General features: G+C 64.3%; 10 protein-coding genes and 1 pseudogene. 4 read left to right on the forward strand and 7 right to left on the reverse strand.

Annotation, left to right across the window (positions count from 1 at the left end):
- Positions 1-64: 64 nt before the first annotated feature.
- Together QC765_RS00620 and QC765_RS00625 are read right to left on the reverse strand one after the other, a co-directional pair.
- Complete coding sequence (locus tag QC765_RS00620; protein ID WP_278312481.1) at positions 65-625, reverse strand: GrpB family protein; 561 nt, start codon at positions 623-625, stop codon at positions 65-67.
- Positions 626-1,131: 506 nt separating this feature from the next.
- On the reverse strand, positions 1,132-2,082 hold the full coding sequence (locus QC765_RS00625; RefSeq protein WP_444979973.1) for an alpha/beta hydrolase: 951 nt from the start codon (positions 2,080-2,082) through the stop codon (positions 1,132-1,134).
- Between the two features lie 274 nt (positions 2,083-2,356).
- On the opposite strand from QC765_RS00625, the gene QC765_RS00630 reads away from it, so the two are divergent.
- Positions 2,357-2,899, forward strand: a complete 543-nt coding sequence (locus QC765_RS00630) for a TetR/AcrR family transcriptional regulator (RefSeq protein WP_278312483.1) — start codon at positions 2,357-2,359, stop codon at positions 2,897-2,899.
- Between the two features lie 118 nt (positions 2,900-3,017).
- Here the strand turns inward: QC765_RS00630 and QC765_RS00635 are convergent.
- Positions 3,018-3,330, reverse strand: a pseudogene (locus tag QC765_RS00635) (site-specific integrase); the annotation flags it as partial.
- 929 nt (positions 3,331-4,259) lie between these two features.
- On the opposite strand from QC765_RS00635, the gene QC765_RS00640 reads away from it, so the two are divergent.
- Positions 4,260-5,174 (forward strand): hypothetical protein, encoded by a 915-nt coding sequence (locus tag QC765_RS00640; protein ID WP_278312484.1) that lies wholly within the window; start codon positions 4,260-4,262, stop codon positions 5,172-5,174.
- Positions 5,175-5,196: 22 nt separating this feature from the next.
- On the opposite strand, the gene QC765_RS00645 is transcribed toward QC765_RS00640, so the two are convergent.
- Positions 5,197-6,486 (reverse strand): condensation domain-containing protein, encoded by a 1,290-nt coding sequence (locus QC765_RS00645; RefSeq protein WP_278312485.1) that lies wholly within the window; start codon positions 6,484-6,486, stop codon positions 5,197-5,199.
- Positions 6,487-6,793: 307 nt separating this feature from the next.
- Here QC765_RS00645 and QC765_RS00650 point away from each other — a divergent pair, with 307 nt between their 5' ends.
- On the forward strand, positions 6,794-7,240 hold the full coding sequence (locus QC765_RS00650) for a hypothetical protein (protein WP_278312486.1): 447 nt from the start codon (positions 6,794-6,796) through the stop codon (positions 7,238-7,240).
- A gap of 61 nt (positions 7,241-7,301) precedes the next feature.
- Positions 7,302-9,536: a sensor histidine kinase gene (locus QC765_RS00655; RefSeq protein ID WP_278312487.1), complete on the forward strand. Its 2,235-nt coding sequence runs from the start codon at positions 7,302-7,304 to the stop codon at positions 9,534-9,536.
- A 126-nt stretch (positions 9,537-9,662) separates the two neighbouring features.
- Here the strand turns inward: QC765_RS00655 and QC765_RS00660 are convergent, their stop codons facing one another.
- The 3 genes from QC765_RS00660 to QC765_RS00670 form a co-directional block, all read right to left on the reverse strand.
- Positions 9,663-11,015, reverse strand: a complete 1,353-nt coding sequence (locus QC765_RS00660; protein WP_278312488.1) for a fatty acid desaturase family protein — start codon at positions 11,013-11,015, stop codon at positions 9,663-9,665.
- A 12-nt stretch (positions 11,016-11,027) separates the two neighbouring features.
- Entirely contained in the window at positions 11,028-12,131 is a 1,104-nt protein-coding gene (locus QC765_RS00665) for a ferredoxin reductase (protein ID WP_278312767.1), read from the reverse strand.
- A gap of 499 nt (positions 12,132-12,630) precedes the next feature.
- Positions 12,631-13,491, reverse strand: a complete 861-nt coding sequence (locus tag QC765_RS00670; RefSeq protein ID WP_278312489.1) for an AraC family transcriptional regulator — start codon at positions 13,489-13,491, stop codon at positions 12,631-12,633.
- Positions 13,492-13,511: the final 20 nt, after the last annotated feature.

Here is a 13,511-nt window from a genome sequence, read left to right on the forward strand (position 1 = left end):
TGTCAGTATGGCCGAATAACGCGAGTGATTGTTGCAAAATCGAGGACTAGCCTCTTAACGAGTACTACGAGCCCGCTACCGACCAGCCAATCGTGCGCGCCCACGCCTCGGCCCGCGGCATGATGGCCGCGATGACGTCGGTCTTGGCCGCTGCATACGCATTCATGTCCGACCAGTCGCGCGATGCCAGGTCATGCTTGACGCTCCCGTACAGGTCACGGTCGGAATCGCTACGGCGAAGCCAATCACGGAACAGCAGGTGCCGACGCTCCCAATCGCTTCCGGCCTTGCAAACATGCACGTGCACCCCCAGGTCAGGCGTCCTGAACATCCGGTGGCCGAACTCACGAACCCGGAGCACATACTCGACTGCCTCAAGCTGGGGGAGATAAGTGTCCTCGTCCTCCGGTTCGACGACGCTGACGTTGATGTCAATGATCGGCTTCGCCGCAAGACCGGCCACGGAAGTTGAACCGATGTGGTCGATCCGACGCGCAAAGCCACCCAATGCCAAGGCAATGCGGTCACGCTCACGTCCGAAGTGGCTGAACCACACTGAATCGTGCGGAACGAGACGAATGTCCCGTTTCTCGATGCCACCGATCAGTTCCGCCTCGCCAGTCACAAGCTGAACGTTAGCAGCGGGTCGCGGGGGGTGCTCTATCTGAGATCGCGCTCGAGGCCTGTTCGCCTCCGCGGACATATCTGCGACCGAAGTAGTTTGGTACACATGCGATGAGCAGTAGGCGCGGGCAGCTGCCTCTCCAAACTGGCCGTATTGCGCACGCTTCGACGGCGATGCCCGTGGGCACACATATGTCACGCTGCCCAATTGTTCAGGGTGTTTCGGTCTTGGTGGGGCGTGCGAGTGCGGTGCGGTTGCATCCCTTCTGTTTGGCGCGGCAAAGGGCCTCGTCGGCGGCGGGGCGCACGTCGTTGACCTTCGCGCCGAACGCTCTCAGATTCGGCGTCGGTTCAACACACCGGTCAGAGGGTCGGTCATCGAGTCGGAGAGGTAGACCCGATTGGACTTCAAGATTGCACTCGAGCAGGCCGACAGCGACAGGACAGCACCGTTGACGACGAGAATGGCCACCGCGACTCTGAGACGAAGCGCTGCGAACCGGGCAGTCAGGCGGTGGGCAGAGCCCGCGGCGCCAGCGGCACGTTCTCGGTGAGGAATGCCAACTGGTCGCCCACCACGGCCGGGAAGAGGGGATCGACGTACGGATCGAAATGGCCACCAGGATAATTGCGGATCGTTGCCCTGCGGATCTTCTCTGCAGCACGCCTCGCGACCGCGGCAGGTGTCACCGCATCCTCGGACATGATCTGCACCAACGTGGGGCACTCGATTGCCGATACTGTTCGGCCGGGGGAGTAGCGCCAAATCTTGAGCAGGATCCGGGCGGCAACGGTCTCGGGGTAGTCACCGTCGGACAAGCCTGACTCGCGAATCAGTTGATCGCGTCCGGTGATCGCGTCGGGTGAGACCATCACCGCACGCGTCCCAGGTAGTCCGACACTGTCGATGTAGTGAGGTGGGCGTCGGAGGAGTGCTCGGATACCGTCCCTGATGGCCGAGGGTGCCACGCGCAGCGTGTGCCGCAACCCAACTGCGCGGACTGCGGCGATGCCGTCGACATGAGGTACCTGCGCGATGACAGCAGCGAAGTCGACGCCGTTGCCCGCGAGGGTCAGCACGTGGCCGCCTGCGAAGGACGTGCCCCAGCCGACGATCCTGTTCCTGTCGACTCCGTCGAGCGTCCGCGCGAAGTCGACAGCATTGCGCCAGTCAACGAGTTGAGCGGGTACGTTCAACAATTGTCGTGGTTCGCCGTCACTGTCCCCGAAATGCCGGTAGTCGAACACGCACACGATGTAGCCGGCCGCGACGAACTTTTCCGCGTAGGCGTACAGGCGCATTGCCCTGGGAGAGCCGAACCCGTGTGCCATCACGATCGCTGGCAGCGGCATGGCGGCCGCGGTGCCGGGACGGAAGACCGTAGCCGCGCACCGTATTCCCTCCGAGGTGAACGATGTTTCGGTACGCGTGAAATCGGGATGTTCGTTCGTGGTCATGGGTGAATGATCTCCTCTGTTCAGCGGCGGCACTGGTCGCCTGTGTCGATCTACGTGGTACCCGATGGTGGGAATCGGCTTGACGGCGGCCGCGGTCACCTTGGTCCCGTACGGGCGCAGCTCCATGTCGGGGACCGTCAAGTGGGCGAGTTCGGTGATGGCGGTGATCAACGCTGTTCGTCCAGCCTTCGTCATCCCGCGTCCTCCACACTCTTGAACGGTCATCAAGAACGGTACCATGCTCTTGAAGGCCGTTCAAGATAGGATGTCGGGCATGCCCAGGAACCGCGGACTGCACGACAAGGAAGCAAAGCGGGCGGACATTGTCGGTGCCGCTCGTGAGCTGTTCTTATCCGACGGCTTCGAGCGCACGTCTCTCAGCCGCTTGGCCAAAGCTGTCGGCATCACCCCGAACACGTTGTATTGGTATTTCGAGGACAAGGACGACATTCTGGTCGCCGTTCTCTCCGCGATCGTCACCGAAGATGCGGCTCACTACGCGAGTGTGGCGGATCGCCCTCTGACCGATCGGCTGGAATGGCTTGTGGACCGTCTACAGCGGGTGGGGCCGTTGGTCTCCACGGTGCACGAACGCGCGGCCAAATCGGAGATAATCAACAACTGGCACAACGGATTTCACGCTTACGCCGAATCGCTATTCGCTGCCGATATTGCCGCCGCGGGCCTGTCCGGACCGGAGGCCGACGCCATGATCCGCATCGGAACATTCGTCGTCGAAGGTCTTCTCACGCACGCACCGCCGCCCGGAGCTTCCCGGGCGGTGATCGACCAACTCGTCAAAGCCATATCTCGTTAACCGCTCTCCGGCGGTGCTCACAGTTGATCAACTCGCCCGGACCGAGCACTTGATCTCCTTCCGCTGCGCCGGTTACTGCGCCCGTGGCTGCGCGGCCAGAATGCAGGTGTGCAGCAAGGTGCAGGTCCAGGCCAGGGGAGAGCCGAAGCTCGATGCAGGATCCCCGGAAGCGGCGGAACAGGGTCGACTCGGCGACCAGGGCGCTTCGTTCGGAGGGAACAGGTCGAGTCCGGCATCGAGGTAGGCCAGTCCTCGACGATATTGCATGTCCAGTCGAACACGGTCAGGACGCTGCGCCGTTTCGGTGGTGCCCCTCGTTTGGCCTCGCCGTACCGCACTTTCACCAATCCTTAGCGGCCGAACTCGGGGTCATAGGGGTTACGTGCGAAGGCGACGGCCTGTAGGTGCCGGAGCTCGTTGAATCGCAGTCCAGGGGCTAGCTGATCTGATGCACCACGCCCGGTGTTACTTAACATAATGTAGATTATCGGCTATATATCTGGGGTGGCCGGAGAGCGGTCCACGGCGACGACGAACCGATGCCCGAACCGCCTCTTGCGCAACACGCGCCCGGTTCCAACCCTTAGGGTCTGGATCCGCGCCGATTCTACTGCGACGCGCGTTCCCTCGGCTCGGTTCATCGCCATCCTCTGTGCTCGCCGGTTCATCCAGTCGTCCGCATGACGATGCACCAGCGCGACTTGGGATGCTGCGCACCGGACAGCCTGTCGCAGGCGTCGCGCACCGGGCCGATTTGCATGCTGCCTTGCATCGCCGCTTGGCTTCGTTGACTTCGTGAGCGCCCTGATTGCGACCGACCACTCGATCGAGCCGCCAGCCTTTCGAGCTCCAATCGACCGGAAGCAATGCACGCCGGGCAAGCATCCAACACCACTGAATCCGCCCAACCTGAGCCCCTCCTAGCCTTGCCTGCCCCTACGATCAATCCGTCACTGTGACGCTTTACCCTGGGCGCCGCCCTGCAATCTGCGAGCGCATGTCAACAGATCGCGGCGATTGGGACCTGATCTGTTGACATGCGCTCGCAGATCTCGCCCAGTTGATCCCGCTCCGTCGGCCACTGGCCGCCAGTCGCTCGTGCATCTGCTAGCTAATGTCACGCGTCGGCGTTCGTGTCGCGGCGCGCCATGTGACATCAGCTAGCAAATTCATCTAGCGGACTCCAGAAGTCGTCCAGCGAACCCCATGAGCGAACCACCCACGCCGCCCCGCATAGCCAGCTCGGCGGAACCAGCCCAGCGGATCCAGCCCGGCACCGCCACGCTTCTCGGCGTAGTGTCGATCCAGGTTCGAGCAGGCGACGGGAAGGGTGATCGTGCGGGAACTCGTGGTGCTGAGCATGTTGCAGCGACAAATCGTGGCTGTCTCCCCCGACGGCTCGAACATACGCGTACTCGTAGACAATACGGCCGAGGCCCCCGACGGCATCGTCGTTGACCAGACGCGTGGCCACATCTACTGGACGAACATGGGCTCGCCCGATCCTGGCGCCCAACCTGGCCAGGAACCCAAGTTCTCCACGCGCAACGGCTCGATCGAACGCGTGGATCTCGACGGCTCGAACCGGCGCACCATCGTGCCGCGTGGCACGCTCACCACAGGCAAGCAGCTCACCGCCGATTTCGAGGCGGGCTACCTCTATTGGTGCGACCGCGAGGGCATGCGGGTGATGCGCTGCGAACTCGACGGATCGCACGTCGAGACGCTGGTCATCGCGGGCCGGGGCGAGGATGCGCGGGATCCGCGCCATCATTGCGTCGGCATCACCATCGACACGATCAATCGCACGTTGTACTGGACGCAGAAAGGCGCCCCGAAAGCTGGTCAGGGCCGGATCTTCCGCGCATCGCTGGACATGCCTAGGGGCCGCTCGGCCGAGGATCGTGACGATATCATCGTGCTTCGGGACGGCTTGCCCGAGCCGATCGACCTGCACCTTGATCGCAGTGATCCCAACGCGGGCCTGCGGCTGGTGTGGACGGACCGGGGAGCCGAGCCTGACGGCAACACGCTCAACCGGGCGGTCCTCTCCCCCTCTGCCGCTGCGTCCCCAGAGATCCAGGCGTACGAGATCCTCGCGCGAGGATTCACCGAGGCCATCGGGCTCGCGACTGAGGATGGCGTCACCTACTACGTGACGAGCCTGCGTGGCGGCACGATCCGCGCGATCAACGTGGCCACGGGCGAGGATCGCACCCTCATCACGCTCGAGCCGGGATTGACAGGCATCGCGCTCGCCGACCTGCCAAGCTGACCCGACCAGCAACCAGTGCGCCTCACTGCCCGGTGATCGTCTCGACATACATGTCGGCGAAGCGCTGCACGGCCTCTGGGCTGAGGAACTGCCGAATGCCGCGGAACGTGATGAATAGTTCCTTGCCCACGCCTGCGAGCCCGACACCGGGGCTCATGAGATCCCCGAAGCAGGGTGGGCTGAACCACACCTCGGTGACGTCGCCCGCATCGCCGAAGCTGGGGATGTTCATGCGTCCCACGTTGGACAGGACCGTTGTCTCGATAAACTGATGCTGCACAAGTGGCAGCATCCCGGCGAGGTTCCTCTTGATCAGTACGGGCAACATGTTGCCGCGGTCGAGCACATCGACGATCCAGCCCGCCGCGCCGTTCTCCTTCAGCTTCTTCGTGCGATCACGCACCACCTTCGAGGCTTCGGCAAGGTCACGCGACACCGAGGTGGGAACAACGATCGCCAGGAAGCTAGCGTAGTTGGAGATCACTTCGGTGGACCACTCCGCGGGCCGCAGGTTGACCGGCATCATGATCGACACGGAGTCGCCGATCTTCTCACCATGGGCCTCGTTCCAGCGCAGTACGGTCAGTGCTTGCGCGGCGAGAGCGACATCATTGATCGTCGCCCCCTCTGGCTTGCTGGCCACGATCCTGGCAGTCTGCTCGGCGGTGAGGGTGACGGCGGCGAGCGTGTAGCCGGGCTCGGCAGGGTCACCTCCATCGCTCGCGACTCGGGTGACTCGCCTGCGGTCCACGACGTCCTGGGCGAGCTTCTGCGCTCGTGGGATCACGTCGCTGATGGAACGGGCACCGGCGATGGCCCGCAGGTCACGGGCCTGCTCGATGGGTGGTCCACCAGCGATGTCCTCGACTCCCGAATAGGCGCGCGCCACCGACGTCACGAAGCGCACCGCACCCATGCCATCGAATCCGGCGTGGTGGAAGTTGAACATCAGGTAGTCGCCGCCAGGGTCCCGCACCAGCGCGACGAAGAACAACGGGCTGCGGGCAAGATCAGGGACACGCGATTGGAGCCTGTCCCGGACCAGGCCCACCGGCTCATCGGTCACCTCGAGCGCGAGATGATCAGCAGTATCAGCGATCTCCCAGGTCACGCGAGTGGACGTCAGGCGTGGCGGCGCGAGCCTCGCCCGCGCGATCGGGTGCGTCGCCACAGCCTGCCGCAGCGCGTGGCGCAATCGCTCCTCGTCGAGGCTGCCTGCCACGCGGACCTCGAACTGCACCGACATGATGACCTTCGAAGCCAGGTTGATGAAGGCCTCGTCGAGCGAAGTGACCGTGAGCGTTTGCGCCATGGATGTCTCCTTGCGGGTTTGCTGGTGCCATCGTATGCAGAAGCGGTGGTGGCTGCGCAGGTGATTCGGCAAGCGAGCTCCGCCGCGCTCGACGAGGAATCTGGCTTTCCAGTCACAGATAGCTGTCTGAGCGATACCGTTGGCAGGTGAAGCCGAGGATCTAGCGAGGACCGCCATGAACCGATATTCCAGACTTGCCTTGCCCGCATGCGCTGCCGCCTTGGTTGCTGCGACGGTCCCCGCTGTTGCCGCGGCGCAGGATTCGCCGGGCATCGAGGTCTCAGCTTCATCCCCTGGCCCTTGCCTGGTGACGTTCCAGATGGACAACCGCACCAACTCGACGTTCTTCACGCTCGATTTCCGGGTGGACAATGAACCGCTCGGGCCAGACGACTTCGGCACGGGCCCTGTCGGCCCGCGCAGCGTGCGCTCCGAGATCGCGCCTGACACTCCGCCGTGGCCCGGAAACCCGTACCGCAATGACATCGAACCGCCATTCACCAGCACCAAGACCGAGGATCTCGAGGCTCGGGGGTATCCGCCCAAGCCGCCTACGGAGACATATCTCGTCGAGTACCGGGTGATCCTCGGGCCCGAGGCGAATGACTATGTCGAGGAATGGCAGAGCATCGAGGTCCCAGGATGCAAGGAAACAAGCGGCGGCACTCTGGACTTCGGTTCTCTGGACTTCGGTTCGCTGGGCAGCTTGGGCTCGATGTTCGTGCCGCCACAGCTCAGTTTCAGCGGTTCCTGACTTTCCCACGGTCCACGGTGACCGATACGTCTAGATTGGGCTCGTGCCCCGCGCTGCCCCGATGAGTGCCCGCGATCGGATGATCCGCGTCCTGTGCTTCGTCATTGGGAGCACGGGCGTGCTATTCCTGCTGATCATCGTTCCGCCCGTGACCGAGCAGTGGCCGCTTGCTGATACCTGGTGGAACCTGCTCGCGGTTGCTTCGGTGATCCTCCCGCCAGCTGTGATGGCGGTGGGTGCGGCGCTGCTACCGATCCGGGCGCTGCAGTGGATGGCCGCGCTGTACGCCGTGGGGCACGTCCTTGTGCTCGCGCTCGTGCCTGTCGGATTCGAGCGCGAGGTATTTGTCACCGAGCAGGGGTGGATCTGGGCGGGCGCGACCACGGCCGCTGCGATCACCGCAGTGCCGGTGACGGGCCGAGCGTGGTTGATGCTCCCCTACATCCCCGCGTTCAGCGCGGCGTACTCGGCCTGCCTCCTGTGGGTTACGCGCGATGCGACGCTCGTGTGGGTCGCGCGGGAGTCGATCGCGGCGCCCGTGTTCGGGCTGGTGTTCGCAGCCGTTGCGATGGGCGCGCTGCGCGGGGGCGCGAAACGTGATCTGGCCACGGCATCGTTGCGGCGGGCGGCGGCGGAGCGCGCTCGGGACACTGCCTCGGTAGGCGAGCGCAGACGTATTGATGCCTTGATCCACGACTCCGTGCTCTCGGCGCTGCTCGCCGGTTTTGCTGGCAGGGACCGGGGCGTGGCGCGTGGTGCTGCTCGGCGTGCCCTGGATGATCTCGACGAGTTGTCGGTAGCGGTGCTCGACGGGTCGCTGGCAGTAGATGAGGTCGTGGCGCGGTTGCGGCACGCATGCGGTGATCTCGATGAATCGATACCCGTGCACGCTGTGGTCGATGATCGCGCGCTCGTGGTCGATGCACGGATCGCGGCAGCGCTGCTCGAGGTCCTCGGTGAAGCAGTCCGCAACAGTCTCCGGCATGCGGGCCCCGATGGTCGGCCCGTGCGGCGTCGCGTGGCAATCGGCATTGGCGCCACTGGCGCGAGGTTGGAGATCCACGATGACGGCGTGGGTTTCGATCCGGCACGGATCGCGGTGAACAGGTTGGGGGTCTCGGTCAGCATCCTGCAGCGCGTGGCGCAGCTTCCCGGCGCGCGGGTGCTAATCGATTCCGCTCCTGGTGCTGGAGCGCGGATCGTGGTGGAGTCGCCGTTGTCGGTGGCTGGCCAGGATCATGTTGAGGTGGAGCCTGGTGGTGGCAGCGCAGAGACCCGGCCAACGACGGCAAGCGACATCCTGGGGCTGCGCAGCCTCGGAGCGTGGGTGCTGGGCGTGTCCTTTCTGCTGTCCGAGGCATCCCTACCGCTCGCCAGCGTGCATCACGCGGAGTTCCATTCCGGCTCGGTCGTTGCCGCACTGTGCCTCGCTGTGGCGCTCGCCCTGTTGCTGCTGCCATCGAGCGATCCCATCCCGGTGCAACCGTCGGTGGCCTGCGGGGCGATGCTCCTCCTCGCGGCCTTCGCAGCGGTGGGCACGCAGAACGCGGCGGGGGCGTACTCGGTGACAAGCATGTGGCCGTGGACCTTCTCCACCGTTGTGCTGGCGTTCGTGGCCGTTCGGGGGCGAGTGGGCCTGGCGTGGATAGCTTCCGTCGCTCTCGGGGTGTTCTACTGGTACTGGCAGGCCCAGCCCCAGATTGACCTGGTCCGTTCCATCATCACCGAGTTGCTGTGGCACTTCCTCCTGCTGATGGTGTGCTCGTTGTTCGCGGTGACCCTGCGCCGCCAGGTCGGACGCATCAACACCACCCGCGCCCTGACCGTCCAGCTCGCCGCGGAGCAGGCTGACGCTGCAGCCCGGGGTATCGAGCGGGACGAGCAGCTCGCCTACCTCGCCACCACGGCCCGGCCCCTGCTCGAAGCACTGGGCGGGAACGGCAGCGTTGACCATCTCGCGGAGCAGGCACGGCTCGTCGAGGCCCGGCTTCGCGACCGCATCCGGGCACGGGCGCTCGCGTCGGAGGAGGTTCTCGATGCGGCCGAGCGGGCACGTGCCCGAGGCGTGGAGGTGACGCTCCTCGATGACGGTGGCCTCGACGCACGCGATCCCGACCTGGTCCGTTCGGTGCGCGCGACGGTTGTCTCGCGGCTCGAGCAGATCCGTGCAGGCCGGATCACCGTGCGGATCCTGCCCCCGGGACGGCCGTCGGTGTGCACGATCGTCGAGGACTCGCCCCGTGGGGTGGAGCGCATCGAGGTGCCGGTGGGTGGTGAAGGCGTTCGATCAAGGTAGCGTGCCGCGATCGCCCGCTCCCCCGGAATCCGATCTGCGAGCGAAAGTCAACAAATGTCCGAATTAGGCACCCGGTTTGTTGATTTTCACTCGCAGATTCCGCGGAACGACGCCAAACGACGCAGATCACGGGAACGCTGGCAGGACCCCCTCGTTGCTGCTCAGGCGCTTCGGCTCCTGGTGCGGCCCGGGCTTGGGCCGCTCGGAGCCTCCGGGGAAGGCCAGGCGCAGGATCGTGCGCTGCACGGTCCCGATCTGCTTCCAGAAGGGCCCCGTGTTGTAGGGCAAGCCGTACCTGTCGCAGATCTCGCGAACCTGTGGCGCGATCTCCTTGTAGCGGGAGCTTGGCATGTCCGGGTAGAGATGGTGCTCGACCTGGAAGGACAGGTTGCCGCTCATGATGTGGAACAGCGGGCTGCCCTCGATGTTGGCCGCGCCGATCAGCTGCCGGACGTACCAGCCGCCCTTGGACTCGCCCTCGGCTTCTTCCTTCGTGAAGGTGTAGGTCTGGTCCGGGAAGTGGCCGCAAAAGATGATCGCGTACGCCCATACGTTCCGGACGAGGTTCGCGGTGACGTTCGCCGTGAGCGTCGCGAAGAATGGCTCCCGGAACGCCCGGCGCTCGATCAGCCTCGCCAGGACATTGCCCTTCTTGAGGCCGCCGCCTGCACGCGCCTTGGCGTTGCGGAACCGGTTCAGGCCGCCTTCGGCCTTCCTGTCGAACAGGGTGATCACGCCGAGCTCGACCACCAGCATGGCTGTCGCACTGATCGCTGGCCACGCGACGTAGTCCTTGACGGCCTGGCGCCGCACCTTCTTGCCAATGACCTTCAGCTCATCCTTGAGCTGCTGCTTGTCCTTGGTGCCGCTGAAGATCGCTTCGACATCGATGTCATGGACCCCGACACCCCACTCGAAGAGCAGCGCGAGCAGGACGTTGTAGAGCGGCTGGCCCAGGTACCGGGGATGCCACGGCTGCTTCGGGTCGACCCGCATGATCTCGTAGCCGACGTCTTTGTCCAGGCCCACGATGTTGGTGTAGGTGTGGTGGAGGTAGTTGTGCGAGTGCTTCCAGGCTGCGGCCGGTGAGACGTTGTCCCAGTCCCAGGTTGACGAATGGATGTAGGGATCGTTCATCCAGTCCCATTGGCCATGCATCACGTTGTGGCCGATTTCCATGTTCTCCAGGATCTTCGCGACAGAGAGCCCCGCGGTTCCGAGAATCCAGGTCGGCCAGAATCGCGAGGTGATAAGCACCCCGCGGGACACTGCGAGCAGGCGCCGCTGAAGCTTGATCATGCCCCTGATGTATTGCGCGTCATCGATGCCGAGCTCGCTGTATACCTGCTCGTGGATGGCGTCGAACTCTTTGCCGAGCTCCTCGATCTGTTCCGGGGTCAGCGAGTGCAGCGGGTGGCCGTTGGCGGGAGCATTGGCAGTAGGTTTGCTTGCGTGACCGTTCAGAACGGTTTGGGTCATGGAAAAGTCCTTTCACAGGTCGATTTCAACGTGACCTTCGGGCGCGTTGATGCAGGTTCGAACCATCTCGCCGGGTGATCCGTAGACCTTGCCGGTGCGCAGATCGCGAACCTGGCCATGTTCGAGCCGGCCGATGCAGGTGTGGCAGACGCCCATCCGGCAACCGAAGGGCAAGTCGCCGCCGCAGTTCTCCCCGCCGACGAGGATCGATGTGGCACCGTCGCACTCAGCGAGCATCTCGGTGACACGGAAATGCACCGTTCCGCCCTCGCCAAGCCCCTCCGCGCCGCCATCGCCGGCGAAAGGCTGGAAGTGCTCCATCGAGAGCTTGTCGTAGACCCCTTCGGCGTCCCAGTGGGCGCTCATCGCATCGAGCATGGGCGGCGGGCCGGACAGGTATGTCGTGCGCTCGCGCCAGTCGGGGCAGAGATCGTCGAGCATGGGCGGCGTGAGAATGCCCTTTTCCTCGCTCAGGTGCACATGGCGGCGATAGCCCGGGAAGGCTTCCTCCATCTGCTCGAAGATGGAATCGAACATCACCTCATCAGGCGTGTGCTCGCTGTGCAGGTGGACCACATCGCTCAGCGCGCCACGGCGGGCGAGCTCGCGGAGCAGGCTGAATATCGGCGTCACCCCGCTGCCCGCGCTGAACATCAGGAACTTTGACGGGAGCGGATGGGGCAGGCAGAAGGTTCCCTCTACCTCGCCGAGAAAGACATGCGCCCCGGGCTGGATGTGCCGAGTGAAGAATGTGGACATCCGGCCGCCCTCGACGGTGCGCACCGAGATGCTCAGAAGGCCATCCGGATGGTCAGGATCCGACGTCAGGGTGTAAGCACGCCAATGGCGGATGCCGTTGATCTCCGCGCCGATCCGCAGATACTGCCCCGCCTTGTGGCCCGGCCAGGGGAAGTTTGGCTTGACAACGACCGTCGCGGAACGGGGTGTCTCCTGCTTGACCTGGACGACCTTGCCCTGCATCTGCCGCGACGACCACAGCGGATTGACCAGCTCGAGGTAGTCATCCGGCAGCAGCGGAGTCGTCAGGACCCGGCCCGCGCGCAGGAGGCGCTTGCGCACCTGGGGGACTTGGGGGATTGCCGCGTGTTCGACCATGTCGCGCACCTTCCGTCGCCGTTGCTCGACAGTAACAATGTGATGCAGCTCACGCCACAAGTTCGCGAAAACGTAGGCAGAACTGCCTACTAGTGAGGCCACTGGCAGAGTCGGTCCTCCCCCGGATCTGCGGGCGAAAGTCAACAGATGTCCGATTCTGGGGGCCGATTTGTTGACTTCCGCTCGCAGATTCCTGCTGGCGGTGCTGTTCCGCCTCGTCGCCGCGTTGCGCCTGGCTACGAAGGATCCAGGGGCGGCGTAGCGGATGTCGACTGCAAAGTGCCCGGCCAGCGCATCCGGGGCCTGCCGGTGGAGAGCTCCCGAGCGGACTCAGCGCCGAGGCGTAGCTCCACCGCAACCCCCGCCGCGTTCCCCCGGTGGTCAAGAATGTTCCACGCGACCCGCCCCAACGCGAGCAGTGGAAGCTTTTCCCGCTCGCACCGAGAAAAGCTTCCACTCTCACGAACCGCCTAGCCAGCCAAACACCAAAGCCGCCGGGCTAGCCCGTCCTCTCCACTGGTAGCCACAACTGTGCCTCGCCATTGCCATCGCTAGACATCCGAGTTCGCAGGATCTCGGGACCCGCGACACTGCGATAGGGGTTCGACGGGAACCATTGTGTAAACACATCGCGCCAGAGGTACTGGATGGCGTGCGGAAACGCTCCGGACACCTCGAACACGGCCCACATTCCGGCGGGAACATCGAGCGAGTCGAATCCCTCTGGCGCTTCGGCGCCAGTGACGACCGCGTGGTAATAGTCGATCTCGCTGCCCTCAGCGCGGTTGTCGGCGATGCTGGCGCACACTCCGACGATCCCTTCCGGCTGCTGGTCCGACAGCTGGGCGAGCTGCTGCGATACCGCCGGATCGATGCCGCGGACGAAATCTATTATTGCCCGGTTGTCGCCCTCATGCACGATTGGTACCCGCGCCTTCTTGCCCACGATGCGGAACGCGGGCTTGTCCTCTATTCGGTAGTCCATCTCGGTGCTCCCTTCTACGATCAGCCGGAATGACATTCGCGGCTGTGATCGCAGTGCTGACCGCTTCTGCCGTGCCTCGCCTGGTCCTATGCCGTGGAATGCCTTGAAGGCCCGCGCGAAGGCTTCGCCCGATCCATAGCCGTAGCGCACCGCGATGTCGAGCAGGGTTTCCTCATTGGCGAGCACCGCGGCTCCCGCGACGGTGAGTCTCCGCCGCCGGATGTATTCCGACAACGGCACTCCGGCGAGCGCCGAGAACATTCTGCGAAGGTGATACTCGGATGTGAGAGCGATGCGGCTCAGGTCTGCGGCGTCGATGACATGCTCGAGATTGTTCTCGATGTGGTCCATCGCGTCGTTGAGGCGATCTAGCACTGCGAACTCCTTTGTTGTTC

This window comes from Hoyosella levis (assembly GCF_026008515.1).
Classification (GTDB): Bacteria; Actinomycetota; Actinomycetes; order Mycobacteriales; family Mycobacteriaceae; genus Lolliginicoccus; species Lolliginicoccus levis.